The organism is Methylobacterium trifolii (assembly GCF_022179685.1).
In the GTDB taxonomy this organism is placed as follows: domain Bacteria; phylum Pseudomonadota; class Alphaproteobacteria; order Rhizobiales; family Beijerinckiaceae; genus Methylobacterium; species Methylobacterium trifolii.
In genome coordinates, this window is the sequence record NZ_BPRB01000262.1 from 1 (window position 1) to 19,565 (window position 19,565).

A 19,565-nucleotide genomic window follows, 5' to 3' on the forward strand; every position below is an offset into this window, starting at 1 on the left:
CGCCCGCGCCGATCCCGGCATCGCCCAGATAGGTCAGGTGCGAGGCCTTGGCGCCCGCCCCCATCCGCGCGTTCTTGAGCTCCACGAAGTTGCCGATATAGGCGCCCGCCTCCAGGACGGCCCCGCCGCGCAGCCGCGCGAAGGGGCCGACGCTGACGCCCGCCTCCAGCCGCGTGTCCTTCAGGTGCGAGAAGGCGTGGATCGTGCAGCCGTCCGCGACCTGCACGTTGGTGTCGAACACCACGTGAGGCTCCACCAGAACGTCCCGTCCCAACATCGTGTCGTAGCTCAGGAAAACCGTTTCGGGTGCGGGAAGCGTCGCGCCACCGAGCATCGCATTCCGGCGCAGGCGGGCCTGGATCACCGCCTCGGCGGAGGCGAGCTGCACCCGGTCGTTGACGCCTTGCGCCTCCGCCTCGGCGACGTCCACCACGGCCACGTCGAGGCCGTCCGCGACGGCCAGCGCCACGGCGTCGGGCAGGTAGTACTCGCCGGCCGCATTGTCGTTGCCGATCCGCGTCAGCAGCCCCAGGGCATGGGGGCCGGCGAGCGCCATCAGCCCGGCATTGCACAGGCGCACGGAGCGCTCGGATGCCGAGGCGTCCTTCTCCTCGCGGATCGCCAGCACCCGGCTGCCCTGCGTCAGCACCCGGCCGTAGCCGGAGGGCGCCTCGGTCGTGAAGGCCAGCACCGCCACCGCCGCCCCCTCGGCCAGCGGCGCCCGCAGGCGGGTCAGGGTCTCGGCCGTGATGAGCGGCGTGTCGCCGAAGGCGATCACCACGTCGTCGTCGCCCGCCTCCAGGGCCGCGCGGGCGGCCAGCACCGCGTGGGCCGTGCCGAGGCGCTCGCGCTGCGGGTGGATGGCGGCACCCGGCGCCTGCCGCTCGATCTCGGCGGCCACGTCCGCGCGGCCGGGCTCGGCCACCACGGCCACGCGGCCGGCGCCGGCCGCCTGCACCGCGGCGAGCACGTGGCCGAGCATGCTGCGGCCGGCGATGGCGTGCAGCACCTTCGGCAGGTCGGAGCGCATCCGCGTGCCCTTGCCGGCGGCCAGCACGATCGCCGTGAGGCTGCGCTCGACGGCCGGGCCGTTCGCGATGCGGGTGTCGGGTGTGGTCATGCCGGTACGTGGCCCTCGGTTCGGGATGGATCGTGGCGGCCCGATCCGCGCGACGGATGAGCCGATCGCCCCACCCGCGCAAGGCCGGCCCGGTCCATGATCCGGTCAGCGCGCTTCAGTGAGGGCCGGGTAGACCAGCCGCACCCGGCGCCGCTCCTCGGGGATCGCCGCTGCGACGTTCCGGCGGATGCTCGACGTGGTGGTGGGCGCCACGACGTTGGCGTCGGCCGGCCGCAGGCGCCAGCGCTCCGCACCACCCAGCGCCACGGGCTCCCGGTCGCGGGCGAGCGTCGCGTCGGCCCCGTGGGTCGGGATCGTGGCGAGCCCGGCGAGCGCCGTGGTGGTCAGGATGGCGAGGCGTAGGCAGGGTGTCATGAAAGGCGCGTCCGCGTGAGCGCCCCAAAGAAAACCCGCCGCCGGTGAAGGTCGCCTCGAACCGAATCGATTCGCGCTCCGTTACGAACAACTGTCTGGATTCAAGGTAAACACGCACGATGGCGAGCAAGGTCGAGTCGGCATCCGGGGCGGCCACGCCCGAACGCGCCCCGATGGGCACCGTGGTCGACACCGACATCTCCGCCCGCCTCGACCGGTTGCCCTGGGGCCGCTTCCACGTCCTGGTCATCGTGGCGCTCGGCATCACCTGGGTGCTCGACGGGCTGGAGGTGACGCTGGCCGGCTCCCTGGTGGGGGCTCTGCGCAAGGCGCCGATGTCGTTCACCGAGTTCGACGTGGGGCTGGCCGCCTCGTCCTACCTCGTCGGCGCGGTGACGGGGGCGCTGGGCTTCGGCTGGCTCACCGACCGGATCGGGCGCAAGAAGCTGTTCTTCATCACCCTGGCCCTCTACCTCGCGGCCACCGCCGCCACGGGCCTGTCCTGGGACATCTATTCCTTCTGCATCTTCCGCTTCCTCACCGGGGCGGGGATCGGCGGCGAGTACACTGCGATCAACTCGACCATCCAGGAGCTGGTGCCGGCCCGCGTGCGCGGCTGGACCGACCTCGTCATCAACGGCTCGTTCTGGATCGGCGCGGCGCTCGGCTCGTTCCTGTCCATCGTCCTCCTGAAGCCCGAGGTGATCGACCCGGCCTGGGGCTGGCGCGTGGCCTTCTTCACCGGCGGCGGCATCGGCCTCGTGATCCTCCTGCTGCGCTCGTGGATTCCCGAGAGCCCGCGGTGGCTGGCCACCCACGGCTACACGGCGGAAGCGGATCGGGTCGTCTCCGGCATCGAGAAGCGCTTCACCGACGCCGGCGTCACCCTGCCGCCGGTCGACGAGAGCAAGCGCATGAAGCTGCGCACCCGCGACCACACCCCCCTGTCGGAGGTGTTCGGGACGATGTTCGGCGCCTCGCGCAAGCAGACGATGGTCGGGCTGGCGCTGATGATCGCGCAGGCGTTCTTCTACAACGCCCTGTTCTTCACCTACGCCCTGGTGCTGGAGCGGTTCTACGGCGTGCCCGGCGGTAACGTCGGCTGGTACCTGCTGCCGTTCGCGCTCGGCTCCTTCCTCGGGCCGGTGCTGCTCGGTCGGCTGTTCGACACGGTGGGCCGGCGCCCGATGATCGCCTTCACCTACGGCATCTCGGCGCTGCTGCTGGCGGGCGCCGGCTACCTGTTCAAGATCGAGGTGTTCGGCGCCTGGGCGCAGACCGGGGTCTGGATGGTGGTGTTCTTCTTCGCGAGCGCCGCTGCGAGCGCCGCCTACCTTACCGTGGCCGAGACCTTCCCCCTGGAGATCCGGGCGCTGGCGATCGCCGGCTTCTACGCCATCGGCACCGGCATCGGCGGCGTCTCGGGGCCGCTGCTGTTCGGGTCCCTGGTGGAATCGGGCTCGCGCGACGCCGTGTTCGGCGGCTACCTCGTGGGCGCGGCCCTGATGGCGGTGGCCAGCGTGGTCGGCGGCATCTGGGGCACGGCCGCGGAGGGCCGCTCGCTGGAGGACGTGTCGAAGCCGCTGGCCGCCGCCTGATTCGGAACCGTGCGGACTTTCCGCGGCGGAGCGGTCCCTCAGGCGGGCCGCCGCCACATCTGCCCGTGATAGACGAACTTCTCGCCTTCGCTGGCCAGCGCCGCCAGGCCGGTGAAGGCCGGATCGTGCACGGTGATGACGCTGGTCGGGATCGTCTTCATCATCGCGGCGAAGGGAGCCTTGCGCTCGAAGTCCGCGCGAAACCCGCCGGCTTCCAGCACCTTGACGATCCGCGGGGCGATGCCGCCGCCGATATAGACCCCGCCGGTCGCCAGGAAGGTCAGGGCGAGGTCGCCGCACACCCGCCCGAGCAGGCGGCCGAACAGCTCCAGGGCCTCGGCCGCGTGCGGGTCGGAGGCGTTCAGCCCGGCCTCGGTGATCGCCGCCGGGTCGAGCTTGGCGTGGGGCTTTCCGGTGCGGACGTGGCGCACGGCCGCGTGCAGCCGGGCGAGGCCGGGGCCGGAGAGCACGGTCTCGACGGTGATGCGGTCCTCGACCCGCTCCAAGGCGTGCCAGACCGTCTCCTCGAACGCGTCGGCCGGGCCGAGGTCGGTATGGCCGGCCTCGGTCGAGACGATGGCGAGGTGGTGCGAATAGGGAACCAGGGCCGCCGCCCCGAAGCCGGTGCCGGGCCCGAGCACCACGCGGGCGCCGCCTGGGTTTTCGAGATTCGGCCCGACCGGCGTCAGGTCGGACGGGGCGATCCCCGCAGCACCCGCCGCCACCGGCACGTAGTCGTTCACGACGACGGCCGAGGAGAGGCCGAAATCTCGCGCGATCCGCTCGCCCGCCACCACCCAGTGGGCGTTGGTGAGCTGCACCTCCGGCCCGTCCACCCGGCCGGCGATGGCCAGGATGACCGAGCGCGGCGGGGGCGCGCCGTCGCCCGTCGCCGCCCGGTCCTTGGCGAGCGCCGCGCGGATGGCGCTCGACGGGTCGGCGTGGCCGGCGGTGGCCTCGTGCGAGAGGGTACGCGGGGCCTCGCCCTTGGCGTCGACCACGGCGAAGCGCGCGTTGGTGCCGCCGATATCGCCGACGAGGACCGGAAACTCGAACATGCGGCGTCCTTATCCTGGGCCGGCCCGAGGCCGGCAAACCCTTCGACCACACGATAACCCGGATTCAGGCCGGCGGCAGCGTGTCCGGATCGATCGGGCCGCCCGCAGCCCAGGCGTAGAGCAGGGCGCGCACGGCCTCCGGGTCCGGCAGGCGGCGCGCGGCGGCGGTCTCGCCGGGGCCGATCCGGATGCCGAGCCCCCCGTCCTCGGCCACGCTCGCGAAGGCGATCTCGTCGGTGCGGTCGTCCCCCAGGAACACCGCGCGGCGCCCGGCATAGGGGGGCCGCTCCAGGAAGGCGCGGATGGCGTGGGCCTTGGTGGCCTGGGCCGGCACGATCTCCCCCACCGCCTTGCCGAGCTGGAGCCGGTAGCTGCCGGCGAGGTCGGCGGCCACCGCCTTGACCGCGGCCTCGGCCCGCTCGGCGTCGGCTGCGGAGGCCAGGCGCCAGTGCACCGCCACGGAGGCCCCCTTGTCCTCGATCAGCACCGCCTCGAGTCCGGCCGCCATCGCCAGAAGCTCGGGCACCCGCGCCCGCAGCGCCGGATGATCCTCGGCCCCGCCGCCCGTGAGCACGCCCGCGACCCGGCGCTCGACCCCGTGCAGCCCCGCCACGTCGAAGCGGGCCGGCGCCAGGAAGTCGTCGATCACCGAGACGGGCCGGCCGGTGACGATTGCGAGCGCCCCGCCGAGCCGGTCGCGCAGGCGCTCCAGGGCCGGCGCAAGGCCGGGGTCGACCCGCACCGCATCCGGCCGTGGGGCGATCTCGACCAGGGTGCCGTCGAAGTCGAGGAAGAGGGCGATGTCGCTCGGCTCGCTCACGCTGGGCTCCTGGCGCGGGGGATGGTTCGGGCTATCACGCCGCGGCCGTCGGGCAAACGTCGGCGACGCGCCGTTCCGCGACGGGTTTTCCCACGGCGCGGGAAAATGGATGCGCACGCAACGCAATCGACGCAGAGTGCCGCAAAGGCCGGCCCCGAGGGGGTCGGAGACCCGCCGCGCGAGGCCCTGCATGCACCCGACCCCGATCCCCGCAAAGCCCGGCGAGGAGAGCGTCTGGGACTATCCGCGTCCGCCCCGGTTGGAGCGGGTGCCGCAGCGCCTGCGCGTCGTGCTCGGCGGGCTGACCATCGCCGAGACCGGGGCCGGGTACCGCGTGCTGGAGACGAGCCACCCGCCGACCTACTACTTTCCCCCCGAAGACGTGATCGAGGGGGCGCTCGCCGCCCCGCGCCGGGCCGGGCTGTGCGAGTGGAAGGGCCGGGCCGCCCTGTTCGACGTGGCGGCGGGCGGCGTGTCGGCACCCGGCGCCGCCTGGACCTATCCCGAACCGACGCCGGGCTTTGCGGCCATCGCCGGCTACATCGCCTTCTATGCCGGCCCGATGGAGGGCTGCTTCGTCGGCGACCTGCGGGCCGTGCCCCAGCCCGGCGGCTTCTACGGCGGCTGGATCACCCCCGGCCTCGCCGGCCCGTTCAAGGGCGGCCCCGGCACCATGGGCTGGTGAGCGGGTCCCCTCCCCTCAGCCGACCACCCGAAACAGGTCGCCGACCGCGAGGCCGCCGCCCGCGATCACCTCGGCGTAGACGCCGCAATCCCGGTGGCCGAGACGTGCGTCCAGCGTCCAGGGGATGTCGAGGTCGCGCAGGCCCGTGTCCGGGTCCACGTTGGTGGCCGCGCAGCGCTGCGTCCGCTGCGTCACCTTGAGCCGCAGGCCGCTCGGCGCCTCCAGCACCCGTCCGACGAGGTCGAGTTCGGAGAACGGCCCCAGCCCTTCGACCAGCAGGTTCCCGCGGAACCGCAGGGGGTCGACGGGCGCTCCGACGAAGTCCGCGATGGCGCGTACGCTCGCCAGGTTGATGAGCGAGACGAAGCCGATCCGCGAATCGGTGAAGCGGTATTGCGCGGGCGCGGTCAGCACGCGGGGCGCGCCGCGCAGGGCCTGCGGCAGCAGGCGGCGCATCAGGTCCTCCAGGGCGGCCCGGCCGTCGGCCGTGTCGAGGCGCGCCTCCAGGCGCTCCCCCTCCCCCTCGACGGTCAGCGTCGCGGCGGCCTCGTCGTAGCGGGTCCGCAGGCGCGCCAGCGCCTCGTCGCGCATCAGCATCAGGTACTTGGTCTTCGGCTGGTGGCGGGGGGCCACCGCGTCGAAGCCAGACGGACCGTTCTCGATGGCGTAGAGCCGGTCGCCGGGAAAGTAGCCGCTGGTCTCGAGCTCGACCCGCGACAGCGGCTCCGGGCTGAGGCCCTTCACGGGGTAGCGGTAGAGGCTCGTCAGGCTAAGGGTCGGGTGTGCGCTCATGGCCCGATCGTGGCGCGGAACGGCCCCGTCGCGCAAGCCGTTCCGCGCCCCTTGTGGTGCGCAAATGCAACACCACATCCGGTTGACCGGCGGCCATCGGCGCCGGGGCCCGTGCGCGATCATCGGATCGGCGGGCGTCGTCTTCGGATGAGGCCGCGCCTGTTTCGGGCGGCCGAGACCGGTACGGATAAGGTCGAGACCAGCATGAACTTCGAAAAGTACACCGAGCGCGCCCGCGGCTTCGTCCAGGCGGCCCAGAACCTCGCCATGCGCGAGGGCCACGCCCAGTTGCAGCCGGGCCACCTGCTGAAAGTGCTGCTCGACGACCCCGAGGGCCTCTGCGCCGGGCTGATCGACCGGGCCGGCGGCCAGTCCCGCGTCGCCCTGGCGCAGGTCGAGTCGTGGCTCGCCAAACAGGCCAAGGTGTCGGGCAATGCGGCAAGCCCCCAGGCGACGCGCGACCTCGTGCGCCTGTTCGACACCGCGGAGAAGGCCGCCGAGAAGGCGGGCGATTCCTACGTGACCGTCGAGCGGCTGTTGCTGGCGCTCTCCGTCGAGAAGGACACCGAGGCCGGCCGGGCGCTCTCGGCGGCCGGCGTGACCCCCGCTTCCCTCAACGGTGCGATCAACGCGCTGCGCAAGGGCCGCACCGCCGACAACGCCAGCGCCGAGAACGCCTACGACGCCCTGAAGAAGTATGCCCGCGACCTCACCGAGGCGGCGCGCGAGGGCAAGCTCGACCCGGTGATCGGCCGCGACGAGGAGATCCGCCGCACGATCCAGGTCCTGTCCCGGCGCACCAAGAACAACCCGGTGCTGATCGGCGAGCCGGGCGTCGGCAAGACCGCCATCGTCGAGGGGCTGGCGCTGCGCATCGTGGACGGCGACGTGCCCGAGAGCCTGAAGGACAAGAGCCTGCTCGCCCTCGACCTCGGCGCGTTGATCGCCGGCGCCAAGTACCGCGGCGAGTTCGAGGAGCGGCTCAAGGGCGTGCTCTCCGAGGTCACGGCGGCGGCCGGCGGCATCATCCTGTTCATCGACGAGATGCACACCCTCGTCGGCGCGGGCAAGGCGGACGGGGCCATGGACGCCTCCAACCTGCTGAAGCCGGCGCTGGCCCGCGGCGAGCTGCACTGCGTCGGCGCGACGACGCTGGACGAGTACCGCAAGCACGTGGAGAAGGACGCGGCCCTCGCCCGACGCTTCCAGCCCGTCTTCGTGTCCGAGCCCACGGTGGAGGACACGGTCTCGATCCTGCGCGGGATCAAGGAGAAGTACGAGCAGCACCACGGGGTGCGCATCCAGGATTCGGCCCTGGTGGCCGCCGCCACCCTATCGAACCGCTACATCACCGACCGCTTCCTGCCCGACAAGGCCATCGACCTGATGGACGAGGCGGGCTCGCGCCTGCGCATGCAGGTCGATTCGAAGCCGGAGGAGCTCGACACCATCGACCGGGACATCGTGCGCCTGAAGATCGAGGGCGAGGCCCTGAAGAAGGAGACCGACTCCGCCTCCCGCGACCGGCTCGCCCGCCTCGTGAAGGAACTGGCCGACCTGGAGGAGCAGTCGGCCACCATCACCTCGCGCTGGAAGGCGGAGAAGGACAAGCTCGGGGCCGCGGCCGACCTCAAGAGGAAGCTCGACGAGGCGCGCAACGAGCTGGCCTCGGCCCAGCGCCAGGGCCAGTACCAGCGCGCGGGCGAACTCGCCTACGGCGTGATCCCGGGGATGGAGAAGCAGCTCGCCGAGATCGAGGCGGCGGCCGAATCCGCGGTCTCGCGCGACGGCATGGTCGAGGAGGCGGTCACGCCCGCACACATCGCGGGCGTGGTCTCGCGCTGGACGGGCGTGCCCGTCGACAAGATGCTGGAGGGCGAGCGGGAGAAGCTGCTGGCCATGGAGGAGGCCCTGGCCAAGCGCGTCGTCGGCCAGCGCGAGGCGGTGGAGGCGGTCTCGACCGCCGTGCGCCGGGCGCGCGCGGGCCTGCAGGACCCGAACCGGCCGATCGGCTCGTTCATGTTCCTCGGGCCCACGGGCGTGGGCAAGACCGAGCTGACCAAGGCGCTGGCGAGCTTCCTGTTCGACGACGACCAGGCCCTCGTGCGCATCGACATGTCGGAATACATGGAGAAGCACGCGGTCGCCCGGCTGATCGGCGCGCCCCCCGGCTACGTCGGCTACGAGGAGGGCGGCGCGCTCACCGAGGCCGTGCGGCGCCGGCCCTACCAGGTCGTGCTGTTCGACGAGGTCGAGAAGGCGCACCCGGACGTGTTCAACGTCCTGCTGCAGGTGCTGGACGACGGGCGCCTGACCGACGGGCAGGGCCGCACCGTGGACTTCCGCAACACGCTGCTGATCATGACCTCGAACCTCGGGGCCGAGTATCTGGTGGCGCAGGCGGACGGGCAGGACACGGATGCGGTGCGCGAGGAGGTGATGGGGGTGGTGCGCGGCCACTTCCGGCCGGAATTCCTCAACCGGGTGGACGAGATCATCCTGTTCCACCGCCTCAAGCGGGCGGAGATGGGCGCGATCGTCGACATCCAGCTCACCCGCCTCCAGACGCTGCTGGACGAGCGCAAGATCGTCCTCGACGTGGATGCCGACGCCCGGACCTGGCTCGCCGACCGGGGCTACGACCCGGCCTACGGCGCGCGCCCCCTCAAGCGGGTGATCCAGAAGACGGTGCAGGACCCCCTGGCCGAGCTCCTGCTCTCGGGGCGTATCCACGACGGGCAGAGCGTGCCGGTGAGCCTCGGCCCCCTGGGGCTCAGCATCGCCGGGACCAGCATCGAGGCCGGGCGGCGCCCGGCCAACGTCACCCTGAACTGATCGGCCCATTATCCCGTCCCGGCGCACCCGAACGGTGCGCCGGGGCTTCCCTTCGCGCGCCTGCGCGGTGACACTGCGCCCACATGGACGAACTCACCTACGCCATCGGCGACATCCACGGCTGCGCCGACCTCCTCGACGCGCTGCTTGCCCGGATCGAGGCACATTCCGCCGGGCGGCCCTACAGGCTCGTGTTCCTGGGCGACTACATCGACCGCGGGCCCGACAGCGCCGGGGTGATCCGCATGGTGAGCCGCCTGCACTGGAGCGATCCGGACCGGGTCGCCTGCCTGATGGGCAACCACGAGGCGATGCTGCTCGATTCCCTCTCGACGCCGGGGGCGGCCGAGCATTGGCTGCGCAACGGCGGCACGGAGACCCTGCTCTCCTTCGGCACCGCCGAGATCACGGACCTGCCGGGCGAGGCCCTCGACTGGCTCGAGGCGCTGCCGAGCCTGCACGAGGATGGCCGGCGCTGGTACGTCCATGCCGGTTTCCGGCCGGGCTGCATCCCGCCCGACCCCGACCCGCACAACCGCCTCTGGATTCGCGAGCCCTTCCTCTCCGAGGATTGCGATTTCGGCCGCCATGTGGTGCACGGCCACACGCCCCAGCCCAGCGGGCGCCCGGACGTGCGGGCCTACCGCACCAACCTCGACACCGGCGCGGTCTATGGCGGGGCGCTGACCGCCGGTGTTTTTTCGGATGCGCAGGGGCCGGCGCTGGAATTTTTGCAAGTCCCGGCCAGGAGGGCGTAGCGCCCGTCAGCCCCTGGCCGGCAGCAGGGCGCCCACGCCCGCGAGCAGCCAGCCGGCCATCAGCACCACGCCGCCGATGGGGGCCGCCATGGGGAAGAGTGGGCTGCCGTGCAGCGCGCGCAGGGACAGGTCGCCGCAGAACAGGCCGAGTCCGAGCACCAGGGCGGCGGCCGCGATCCGCGTCGCGGTCCGGTGCGTCAGCCCGGCCGCGGACAGGGTCGTCACGGCGATGATCGCAGGCGCGTGGAACAGCAGGAACTGCGCCGCGGTCTTGAGGGAATCGGCGCCCGCCACGTGCGCTGCCGCCGCGCTGGCCGCCACGCCGAGGAGGCCGGCGAGCGCCCCAAGGGCGAGCAGGGCCCGGTCGGTGAACGCCATCAGGCGCCCCGCTCGGCCATCAGGCGTGCCACCGCGGCGCGCAGTTCCGGCACCCCCTGGTCGTCGCGGCTGGAGGTGAGCAGCACCTGCGGGAAGGCGGCCGGGCGGCGGGCGAGGGCCGCCTCGATCCCGGCGATCCGGGCGGCGACCTCGCCCTTCTTCAGGCTGTCTCCCTTGGTGAGCACGACCTGATAGCTCACGGCCGCCTTGTCGAGGCCGTCCAGCACGTCGGTGTCGATGGACTTGAAGCCGTGGCGGGCGTCGACCAGCATGAACACGCGCGCGAGGCAGGAGCGGCCCTTGAGGTAGGCATGGATCAGGTCGGTCCAGGCCTCGACCTTGGCCTTCTCGACCTTGGCGTAGCCGTAGCCGGGCATGTCCACCAGGGTCAGCCGGCCGCCGATGTCGAAGAAGTTGAGCTGCTGGGTGCGCCCCGGCGTGTGCGAGATGCGCGCCAGGGTGTTGCGGCCGGTGAGCGCGTTGATCAGGCTCGACTTGCCGACGTTGGAGCGCCCGGCGAAGGCGATCTCGACCCGCTCCATCGGCGGCAGGCGCTCCAGGGTCTGGGCGGCGGCGAAGAAGTCGGCGTTGCCGGCAAACAGCAGCCGGCCGGCCTCGGTCAGGGCGTCGTCCTCGGCCTGGGTCATCGGATGTCCTTTAAACCCGGCTCGATCCCGGCCGGCCCCGCGCATGCGAAGGCCGGCCGTGGACGGCGTGTGCGGCCCGGCTCAGCCCTTGGCCGCCGTGGTCTTGCCGGCGGAGCCCTTGCGGAACGTGCCCCTGAGGTTGTCCCACAACTCCACCTTCACGCCGTTGCGGCGCATGATGACGTATTGCTGGATCACCGAGAGGGTGTTGTTCCAGGCCCAGTAGATCACCAGTCCCGCCGGGAACGAGCCCAGCATGAAGGTGAAGACGATGGGCATGAAGGTGAAGATCTGCGCCTGCACAGGGTCGGGGGGCGCCGGGTTCATCTTCATCTGCACGAACATCGTCACGCCCATCACCAGCGGCCAGATGCCGAGGTGGACGAAGTCGGGGGCGGCGAACGGCAGCAGGCCGAACAGGTTGAGGATGCTGGTCGGATCGGGGGCGGCGAGATCCTGAATCCAGCCGAAGAACGGCGCGTGCCGCATCTCGATGGTGATGAACAGGACCTTGTAGAGCGCGAAGAAGACCGGGATCTGCACCAGCACCGGCCAGCAGCCGGCGACCGGGTTGATCTTCTCCTTCTTGTACAGCTCCATCATGGCCTGCTGCTGCTTCATCTTATCGTCCTTGTACCGCTCGCGGATGGACGTCATCTCCGGCTGCACGGCCTTCATCTTGGCCATGGAGACGTAGGAGCGGTTGGCGATCGGCAGGAACAGCAGCTTGAGGCAGAAGGTGACGATCAGGATCGACACGCCGAAATTGCCGAGCAGGTGGTAGAAGAAGTCCAGCGCCCGGAACATCGGCTTGGTGATGAAGTGGAACCAGCCCCAGTCGATCATCAGGTCGAACTGCTTGATGCCGAGGTCCTTCTCGTAGCCGTTGATGGCGTTGACCTCCTTGGCGCCGGCAAACAGCCGCTGCGTCGAGGCCACCGAGGCGCCGGGCTCGACCGCCTTGGCGTCGCCGCGCACGCTCGCCTGGTAGACCTTGGTGGCCCCGTCCGTGCGCTCGGTGAAGGAGCCGGTGTAGCTGGCGGCCTGGTCGGGGATCGCGGCCGCGGCCCAGTACTTGTCGGTGATGCCGACGAAGCCGCCGGTGACGTTGGCCCACGCCTTGCCCTTGGTCGCCGGGCCGCCGTAGGCCGGCTCCTTGGCGAGGTGGTCGTAGGTGTATTCCTGGAGGCCGTCGCCGCCGAGCACGCCGATCAGGCCCTCGTGCAGGACGTAGTAGCCCTGGGTGACGGGCTTACCCCAGCGCGAGACCAGGCTGTAGGGATAGAGCGTGACCGCGGCCGGGCCCGTGTTCTCGACCTCGTCGCGGACCGTGAACATGTACTTGTCGTCCACCGCCAGGATGCGCTTGAACAGCAGCCCGGCGCCGTTGTCCCAGGTCAGCGTCACGGGCATCCCCGGCGACAGGGTCTGGCCTTCAGCCTTCCACACCGTCTCGCCGGTGGGCAGCGGGCCCGAATTGGCGCCGACCCAGCCGAACTCGGCGTAGTAGGGCGTCGCGGTCCCGGTGGGCGAGAACAGCACGATCTCCGGGCTCTTGTCGCTCACGGTCTCGTGGTAGTTCTTCAGCGACACGTCGTCGATGCGCCCGCCCTTGAGGGCGACCGAGCCGGAAAGCGCCGGGGTCTCGATGCGGATGCGGGCCGAGCGCGCCAGCGCCGCCTCGCGGGATTCAGGCGTCGCGGCCGTGCCCGGCACGGTGCCGGCGATGGGGGCGGCCGGGCCGCCCTCCTTCGGGGCCGGCGAGGGCACGCCGTCCGGGCTCACGCCGGGGCTCTGCTGGGCCGCCTGGTTCTGGAGCGCGGCCTGGCGCTGCTGCTCCATCCGGGGCGCGGCGAAGAAGTATTGCCAGCCGAGCAGGACGACGAGCGACAGGCCGATCGCCACGAACATGTTCGTCTTGTCATTGCCCATCGGGGACACCGCCGCACGCGTTCGGAGTGGATGAGGGCGCAGCGGGCGGGCCCGCGTCGCGACGAGAAGGTGTGGGTGGGACGCCGCCGCCGCCAGCCCCCCGGCCGTGGGCGGACTTCGTGCCGCTACGGCGCGGCCGGCCATCGCCGCCCCGTGTGCCGTCCTTTGCGCCCTCTTTGGGACCGCGCGGCTTGAGCGCCGCGGAGATGGCCCGGCGGAGGTCGTCCTTGAGGGTCTCGAAGGGGGCCTGGAGGGCGGGCCGGCGGGCGATCAGCACGACGTCGGCCGGGAGGACGGGCAGGTCGGCCGCCACGGCCCGGACCGCCGCGCGCAGGCGCCGGCGGATGCGGTTGCGCTCCGGGGCATGGCCGACCCGCTTGGTGATGGTGAAGCCGAGGCGCAGGCCGGCGGCGGCCGGGTCGGACCCGGCCTCCCGCAGGCGCCCTTGCGCCGTCATGCGCTCGGTGTGGAAGCGGCGCCCCTCGGCCGCAGCCAGGAAATCGGGCCGCTTCCTGAGCCGTTCGATCGTCGGCATCCCTGACTCGACCTCGGCCGACCCGATCTCCGCCGGTTCGCTCACGGCCGTCGCGCCGCGCGGGGCGGCGGGATCACCCTCAGGCCGAGAGCTTCCGGCGGCCATGGGCGCGGCGGCGCGCGATGACCTTGCGGCCGCCGGCGGTGGCCATGCGGGCGCGGAAGCCGTGACGGCGCTTACGGACGAGCTTGCTCGGCTGGTAGGTTCTTTTCATGGCTGCGAAGCCCCCAAAGGTCGAGGCGCGCTCGCGGGCGGCTCTCGCCGCACCCGACCTTCACGCGTCCTGTATGAAGTGTCTGCAAACGCGAAGGGCGCCCGAACGGGGCGCCACGTCGCGACTGGCGGGCTTATGGCGGATGGGTCTGTCCAAGTCAACGTTTTGGGTGAGCGCTCGAGAGCCCTCGCGCTCGTTTTCGCGTCGGCCTCAATCGCCGGCGCCCGCCTCCGCGGGCTCAGGCTTTCACGCCGCTCTGTGTTTTCCTGGACGGAAAACCCGCTCCGTGGGGCGCTCTTCGCGCCCTGAAGCCGCCGGGGCGGCTTCGAAGAGGCGCTGCGCGCCTTATCGCGGCCCTCAGTGCCCCTCGAACTCCATCAGCGTCCGCACCTGCACGCCGAGGTCGCGCAGCTTCTGCGCCCCGCCGATCTCCGGCAGGTCGATGACGAAACAAGCCGCCACCACCTCGGCGCCGATCTGGCGCAGCAGGTTCACCGCCGCCGTGGCCGTGCCGCCGGTGGCGATCAGGTCGTCCACCAGCAGCACCCGGTCGCCGGGTTTGATCGCATCGACGTGGATCTCCAGCTCGTCGGTGCCGTATTCGAGCGTGTAGGCGATCGAGACGGTCTTGTGCGGCAGCTTGCCCTTCTTGCGGACCGGGACGAAGCCCGAGGAGAGCTGGTGGGCGACCGCGCCCCCGAGGATGAAGCCCCGCGCCTCGATCCCCGCGACCTGGTCGATCCGCCCGCCCGCGAAGGGGTGGACGAGGGCGTCCACCGCCCGGCGGAAGGCCCGCGGGTCGCTGAGAAGGGTCGTGATGTCGCGAAAGACGATGCCGGGCTTGGGATAGTCGGGAATCGAGCGGATCGACTCCTTGAGCGCGACGTGGCGGCGGGCTTCCATACCGAAGGGGCCTTCAGGTCCGAGGATGTCTCGGCCGAGGCTTTAAGCAGATGACCGGCCCGCTGACCAGATCGGCCGACCGCGTGCGAACGGCGGACGGCCCCCGCGACTGCGGGGCGGCGGTCGTCTGCGGGACCTTACAGGTGGTGACCTGTGAGACTGGGAGCAGCGTTACGCCTGCACCTTGCGCAGGATGCCGACCAGCTCCCGGTGCAGCGCTTCGTTCCCGCAGGCGACGGAGCGGGCCGCCAGGGGTTCCGAGGCGTTGTCGGCGGAGGTGACGAAGCCGCCGGCCTCGCGCACCAGGATGATGCCGGCCGCGATGTCCCAGGTCTGGAGGTCGCGCTCCCAATAGGCGTCCAGGCGCCCGCAGGCGACGTAGGCGAGGTCGAGGGCGGCCGAGCCCATGCGCCGGGTGCCGCCGGCGACGGCCATCACCGAGGCGACCTCGCGCAGCAGCCGCGGGTGGTTGCCGCGCCCGAGATAGGGCGTGCCGTAGGCGATCAGGGCGTCGGCCATGTCCTGGCGGCCGGCCACCCGCAGGCGGCGGTTGTTGAGGTAGGCGCCCTTGCCGCGCTCGGCCACGAACAGCTCGTCCTTGACCGGATCGTAGATCACGCCGGCCACGATCTGGCCGTCGCGCTCCAGCCCCACCGAGATCGCGAAGTGCGGGATGCCGTGCAGGAAGTTCGCGGTGCCGTCGAGCGGGTCGACGTGCCAGGTGTGGCTCTTGTCCTGGCCCTCGACGATGCCCGACTCCTCCAGCACCATCCCGTAGCCGGGCCGCGCCTTCATCAGGGCGTCCCGCAGGGTCTCCTCGGCCTTGCGGTCGGCCGCCGAGACGAAGTCGCCCGGACCTTTGCGCGAGACCTGGAGGTTCTCGACCTCGCCGTAGTCGCGGCGCAGGCCCCGCGAGGCCTTGCGCACGGCATCGACCATCACGGTCATGAGGGGTGAGGAAATCATCGAGAGTCCTGGCGCGTCCGGCTTGTCGGGGTTCGGACGCGGTTTAGCGGAAAGCGCGGACAAAGCGAGCCGGGCCGCCCGCGCAGGTCTCATGCAGGACCGGCGCATCGTCTCTCCCCCCGCAGAGGGGGGAGAGACGCGCGCGCGATCGGAAGTTTGTCTTCCAAGCCTTCTCCGAGCTTTCAGCCCGCCATCGCCGTCTTGAGGTTCTGGTCCACCTTGTCGAGGAAGCCCGAGGTGGAGAGCCACTTCTGGTCGGGGCCGACCAGGAGGGCGAGGTCCTTGGTCATGGAGCCCGCCTCGACGGTGTCGACGCAGACCGTCTCCAGGGTGGTGGCGAACTTGGCCAAGTCGGCGTTGCCGTCGAGCTTGGCCCGGTGGGCGAGGCCCCGCGACCAGGCGAAGATCGAGGCGATGGAGTTGGTGGAGGTCTCCTTGCCCTTCTGGTGCTCGCGGTAGTGGCGCGTCACGGTGCCGTGGGCGGCCTCGGCCTCCACCGTCTGGCCGTCCGGGGTCATCAGCACCGAGGTCATCAGGCCGAGCGAGCCGAAGCCTTGCGCCGCCGTGTCCGACTGCACGTCGCCGTCGTAGTTCTTGCAGGCCCAGACGTAGCCGCCCGACCACTTGAGGCAGGAGGCCACCATGTCGTCGATCAGGCGGTGCTCGTAGGTGATGCCGAGCGACTGGAACTTGCCCTTGAACTCGGCCTCGTAGACCTCCTGGAACAGGTCCTTGAAGCGCCCGTCATAGGCCTTGAGGATGGTGTTCTTGGTGGAGAGGTAGACCGGGTACTTGCGTGCCAGCCCGTAGTTCAGGGAGGCGCGGGCGAAGTCGCGGATCGAATCGTCGAGGTTGTACATCGACATGGCGACGCCGGCGCCGGGGAACTTGAACACCTCCTTCTCGATGATCGTGCCGTCCTCGCCCTCGAACTTGATGGTCAGGCGGCCCTTGCCCGGCACCTTGAAGTCGGTGGCGCGGTACTGGTCGCCGTAGGCGTGGCGGCCGATGACGAAGGGCTGCGTCCAGCCCGGCACGAGGCGGGGCACGTTCTTGCAGATGATGGGTTCGCGGAAGATCACGCCCCCTAGGATGTTGCGGATGGTGCCGTTGGGCGAGCGCCACATCTCCTTGAGCTTGAACTCCTCCACCCGCTGCTCGTCGGGGGTGATGGTGGCGCATTTCACGCCGACGCCGTGGCGGCGGATCGCCTCGGCCGCGTCGACCGTGACCTTGTCGTTCGTGGCGTCCCGGTGCTCGACGCCGAGGTCGTAATAGTCGAGGTCGAGGTCGAGATAGGGGTGGATCAGCTTGTTCTTGATCTCCGACCAGATGATCCGGGTCATCTCGTCGCCGTCGAGTTCGACGACGGGGTTTGCCACCTTGATCTTCGCCATGGGTCGGGACCTCGCTCTTCGGTTGGCGTCTCGCCGGCGCGCCCGTCCAAGGACCCGCGACGGGCTGCGGCGGGTCATAGCGCGCTGCCCAACGGTGCGAAAGCCGTGCCGCCGGACGGACTGACGCCGGTCGTTGGATGTCACTGCCGCTGGACAACGGCGTCCGGAGCGGTCACTCCGCCGCCGGAACCGTGACCGGCCCGCCGGGCCGCTCACGACATGGAAGAGGAGAGATCATGAGCGACCGCATCGTCCTGCGCGCCGGCGAGGCCCTCGTCGCGGGCGGCCCGCCCAACACGGCTGCCGAGCCCGAGGTGATCATCGGCGAACTCGACGGGCCGGTCGGCACGGCCCTGGCGACGCTCACCGGCGATCAGGTCGTGGGCCATTCCCGCGTCTTCGCGCTGCTCAACACCGACATCATGGTGCGCCCGGTGACGCTCTGCGTCTCCAAGGTCAGCGTCACCGAGTCGAAGTACACCTCGATCCTGATGGGCACCGTGCAGTTCGCCATCGCCAACGGCGTGCTGGACGCGGTCCGCGCCGGCTACATCCCGAAGCACAAGGCCAACGACCTCGGCATCATCTGCTCGGTCTGGCTCAGCCCCGGCGTGATCGAGGCCGAGACGGTCGACCACAGGGCGCTGTTCGAGATCCAGCGCAAGGGCATGACCGAGGCTATCCGCAAGGCGATGACCAACGAGCCCTCGATCGACTGGCTCCTGGAGAACCAGGACAGGATCGTCCACAAATACTACCAGATGGGCCTCGACGGTAAGATCTGACCGTTTTTCGGGACTGGCGACGCCGGCTGGGCCGGCGTCGCCTTCGGTTGCGCTTGCCGCATGCAGGAGGGCCGCGCATGGGCGCCCCCGTCGTCGTCCTGGTCGAACCGCAACTGGCCGAGAACATCGGCATGGCCGCCCGCGCCATGGCCAATTTCGGCCTCTCGGAACTGCGCCTCGTCGCCCCGAAGAACGGCTGGCCCAAGAAGGGCGTGCGCGAGGCGGCCTCCGGCGCGACCCACGTCCTCGACGGGGCCACGGTCCACGCCACTGTGGCCGAGGCCATCGCCGACCTGAACGTCCTGCTCGCCACCACGGCCCGCGAGCGCGGGCAGATGAAGCGGGTGCTCCTGCCGGATGCCGCCATGGCGCAGGCGGCGGAGGGAATCGGGCGGGGCGAGCGGATCGGGGTGATGTTCGGGCGCGAGCGGATCGGGCTCACCAACGACGAGGTGTCGCTGGCCGACGCCGTCGTCACCTTCCCGGTCACCGACGCGTTCCCGTCGCTGAACCTCGCCCAGGCCGTGCTGCTGGTGGGCTACGAGTGGCGGCGCGCGGCCGGCCTCGCGCTCCCGCGCTTCACCGGCGAGACCCGCAGCCCGCCCGCGACCCGCGAGGCGATGCTCGCCCTGTTCGGCACCCTGGAGACGGCGCTGGCGGGTGCCGGCTTCTACCCGCCGGAGAAGCGCGAGATCATCGCGCGCAACATGCGGGACATGCTCCACCGCATGGTCCTGACCGAGCAGGACGTGCGCACGTTTCGCGGGGCCCTGCGGGCGCTGGAGCGCAAGGGGGGGCGGCCGCCGCCCTGATCCGTCCCCGGTGTCGTCAGCCGTTCGGGTGCGCGGTTTTGCGCGAGGCGGCCTTGTCGGCGGCCTCGATCGCCTTCCAGCGGTTCGGCTGGGCGACGAGGCTGCGCAGGGCGGCGATGTTGGCCTCGGCCTCGCCCGGCGCCATGTCGCGGCGCAACTGCGCCTCGGCCTCCGGGAAGCGTCCCTTCAGCCCGAGCACCAGGGCGAGGTTGGCCCGCACCCGCGCATCCGCCCCCGGCTGGTCGGCCGCCTGCCGCAGGGTGGATTCGGCCTGGTCGAGCTGCTTCGAGAGGGCGTAGGACAGGCCGAGGTTCGACAGCACCGCGGGCTCGTTCGGGCGGATCTTGAGGGCGGCCTGGTAGAAGCCTTGCGCGCTGGCATGGTCGCCCAGCTGCGCCGCGGCGGAGCCCTGCGCCGAGAGGATGCGCCAGTCCGGCTGGGCCGGGGAGTGGGCGTTCTGGAGCACCTCCTGCGCCTCCTGGAAGCGCCCGACCTCCACCAGGGACTTGCCGTAGGCGCCGAGCACGGCTGTGTTGCGCGGGTTGCGCAGGGCCGCCTGCTGCAGCACGGCGGTGGCCTGGGCGCGCTGCTCGGTGGCCCGCAGCACCTGCGCGTAGCGCATGGCGGTGCCGAGATCGTTGGGGTTGGCGGTGTAGCGCTCGGCCAGCGCGTCGACCTCCGTCTGGGAGGCGGCCCCCTGCCGGCCGATCGAACCGGTGGTCTCGGGCGAGCGCGCATTGCAGCCGGCGGCCAGCAGCCCGACCAGGGCCGCCGCGATCAGCGGCGTGCGGCGGGTCTTGCGACGACGGGTCATGGGAACGCTCCGCACCAAACGGGCGGGCTGCCACGCGCTTCACGCTCCCGCTGCCGCGGTGATAGAGCGTTAACCCTAATCTCCGGTTAAGCCAGCGAGCGCATGTCCGAGACGCAGATCCAGGCCTCCGCCCAAGCCCCC

General features: G+C 71.3%; 20 protein-coding genes. 6 read left to right on the forward strand and 14 right to left on the reverse strand.

Annotation, left to right across the window (positions count from 1 at the left end; all coding sequences use genetic code 11):
* Positions 1 to 1,120 (reverse strand): NTP transferase domain-containing protein (locus tag COGEMETH_RS20930; RefSeq protein WP_238184533.1); only part of this gene is annotated, 1,120 nt, incomplete at its 3' end.
* 105 nt (positions 1,121 to 1,225) lie between these two features.
* Positions 1,226 to 1,495: a hypothetical protein gene (locus tag COGEMETH_RS20935; protein ID WP_238184534.1), complete on the reverse strand. Its 270-nt coding sequence runs from the start codon at positions 1,493 to 1,495 to the stop codon at positions 1,226 to 1,228.
* 119 nt (positions 1,496 to 1,614) lie between these two features.
* Between COGEMETH_RS20935 and COGEMETH_RS20940 the strand changes: the two genes are divergently transcribed.
* A complete protein-coding gene (locus COGEMETH_RS20940; RefSeq protein WP_238184535.1) occupies positions 1,615 to 3,093 on the forward strand; it encodes an MFS transporter in 1,479 nt (492 codons plus the stop codon).
* A 38-nt stretch (positions 3,094 to 3,131) separates the two neighbouring features.
* Here the strand turns inward: COGEMETH_RS20940 and COGEMETH_RS20945 are convergent, their stop codons facing one another.
* Both COGEMETH_RS20945 and otsB read right to left on the reverse strand, forming a co-directional pair.
* A complete protein-coding gene (locus tag COGEMETH_RS20945) occupies positions 3,132 to 4,151 on the reverse strand; it encodes a glucokinase (RefSeq protein ID WP_238184536.1) in 1,020 nt (339 codons plus the stop codon).
* Between the two features lie 64 nt (positions 4,152 to 4,215).
* Positions 4,216 to 4,971: a trehalose-phosphatase gene (gene otsB, locus COGEMETH_RS20950; protein ID WP_238184537.1), complete on the reverse strand. Its 756-nt coding sequence runs from the start codon at positions 4,969 to 4,971 to the stop codon at positions 4,216 to 4,218.
* A gap of 190 nt (positions 4,972 to 5,161) precedes the next feature.
* Here otsB and COGEMETH_RS20955 point away from each other — a divergent pair, with 190 nt between their 5' ends.
* On the forward strand, positions 5,162 to 5,656 hold the full coding sequence (locus COGEMETH_RS20955) for a DUF427 domain-containing protein (protein WP_238184538.1): 495 nt from the start codon (positions 5,162 to 5,164) through the stop codon (positions 5,654 to 5,656).
* A 15-nt stretch (positions 5,657 to 5,671) separates the two neighbouring features.
* On the opposite strand, the gene COGEMETH_RS20960 is transcribed toward COGEMETH_RS20955, so the two are convergent.
* Positions 5,672 to 6,448, reverse strand: coding sequence for an MOSC domain-containing protein (locus COGEMETH_RS20960; RefSeq protein ID WP_238184539.1), 777 nt, complete (start codon positions 6,446 to 6,448; stop codon positions 5,672 to 5,674).
* A 204-nt stretch (positions 6,449 to 6,652) separates the two neighbouring features.
* On the opposite strand from COGEMETH_RS20960, the gene clpB reads away from it, so the two are divergent.
* Together clpB and COGEMETH_RS20970 are read left to right on the forward strand one after the other, a co-directional pair.
* Positions 6,653 to 9,283: an ATP-dependent chaperone ClpB gene (gene clpB, locus COGEMETH_RS20965; protein WP_238184540.1), complete on the forward strand. Its 2,631-nt coding sequence runs from the start codon at positions 6,653 to 6,655 to the stop codon at positions 9,281 to 9,283.
* Between the two features lie 83 nt (positions 9,284 to 9,366).
* A complete protein-coding gene (locus COGEMETH_RS20970; RefSeq protein ID WP_238184541.1) occupies positions 9,367 to 10,041 on the forward strand; it encodes a metallophosphoesterase family protein in 675 nt (224 codons plus the stop codon).
* A gap of 6 nt (positions 10,042 to 10,047) precedes the next feature.
* Here COGEMETH_RS20970 and COGEMETH_RS20975 read toward each other — a convergent pair whose 3' ends face one another.
* From COGEMETH_RS20975 to COGEMETH_RS21010, 8 genes are all read right to left on the reverse strand, one after another.
* A complete protein-coding gene (locus COGEMETH_RS20975) occupies positions 10,048 to 10,419 on the reverse strand; it encodes a DUF423 domain-containing protein (protein ID WP_238184542.1) in 372 nt (123 codons plus the stop codon).
* On the reverse strand, positions 10,419 to 11,066 hold the full coding sequence (gene yihA / locus COGEMETH_RS20980) for a ribosome biogenesis GTP-binding protein YihA/YsxC (protein WP_238184543.1): 648 nt from the start codon (positions 11,064 to 11,066) through the stop codon (positions 10,419 to 10,421). Before yihA ends, COGEMETH_RS20975 begins: the two co-directional genes overlap by 1 nt.
* Before the next feature lie 81 nt (positions 11,067 to 11,147).
* Positions 11,148 to 12,998, reverse strand: a complete 1,851-nt coding sequence (gene yidC / locus COGEMETH_RS20985) for a membrane protein insertase YidC (protein ID WP_238184544.1) — start codon at positions 12,996 to 12,998, stop codon at positions 11,148 to 11,150.
* On the reverse strand, positions 12,988 to 13,533 hold the full coding sequence (gene rnpA, locus COGEMETH_RS20990) for a ribonuclease P protein component (RefSeq protein WP_238184545.1): 546 nt from the start codon (positions 13,531 to 13,533) through the stop codon (positions 12,988 to 12,990). Before rnpA ends, yidC begins: the two co-directional genes overlap by 11 nt.
* A gap of 79 nt (positions 13,534 to 13,612) precedes the next feature.
* Positions 13,613 to 13,747: a 50S ribosomal protein L34 gene (gene rpmH / locus COGEMETH_RS20995; protein WP_238184546.1), complete on the reverse strand. Its 135-nt coding sequence runs from the start codon at positions 13,745 to 13,747 to the stop codon at positions 13,613 to 13,615.
* A 357-nt stretch (positions 13,748 to 14,104) separates the two neighbouring features.
* A complete protein-coding gene (locus COGEMETH_RS21000) occupies positions 14,105 to 14,650 on the reverse strand; it encodes an adenine phosphoribosyltransferase (RefSeq protein WP_238184547.1) in 546 nt (181 codons plus the stop codon).
* A gap of 171 nt (positions 14,651 to 14,821) precedes the next feature.
* Entirely contained in the window at positions 14,822 to 15,616 is a 795-nt protein-coding gene (locus COGEMETH_RS21005) for an inositol monophosphatase family protein (protein WP_238184548.1), read from the reverse strand.
* A gap of 182 nt (positions 15,617 to 15,798) precedes the next feature.
* The gene (locus tag COGEMETH_RS21010; RefSeq protein ID WP_238184549.1) at positions 15,799 to 17,013 is read right to left on the reverse strand and encodes an NADP-dependent isocitrate dehydrogenase; all 1,215 of its coding nucleotides are present in this window, start codon (positions 17,011 to 17,013) and stop codon (positions 15,799 to 15,801) included.
* A 236-nt stretch (positions 17,014 to 17,249) separates the two neighbouring features.
* Here COGEMETH_RS21010 and COGEMETH_RS21015 point away from each other — a divergent pair, with 236 nt between their 5' ends.
* Together COGEMETH_RS21015 and COGEMETH_RS21020 are read left to right on the forward strand one after the other, a co-directional pair.
* A complete protein-coding gene (locus COGEMETH_RS21015) occupies positions 17,250 to 17,798 on the forward strand; it encodes a formaldehyde-activating enzyme (protein WP_238184550.1) in 549 nt (182 codons plus the stop codon).
* A 77-nt stretch (positions 17,799 to 17,875) separates the two neighbouring features.
* A complete protein-coding gene (locus COGEMETH_RS21020; RefSeq protein WP_238184551.1) occupies positions 17,876 to 18,610 on the forward strand; it encodes an RNA methyltransferase in 735 nt (244 codons plus the stop codon).
* A 16-nt stretch (positions 18,611 to 18,626) separates the two neighbouring features.
* Here COGEMETH_RS21020 and COGEMETH_RS21025 read toward each other — a convergent pair whose 3' ends face one another.
* Positions 18,627 to 19,424, reverse strand: coding sequence for a tetratricopeptide repeat protein (locus COGEMETH_RS21025; RefSeq protein WP_238184552.1), 798 nt, complete (start codon positions 19,422 to 19,424; stop codon positions 18,627 to 18,629).
* Between the last annotated feature and the right edge of the window lie 141 nt (positions 19,425 to 19,565).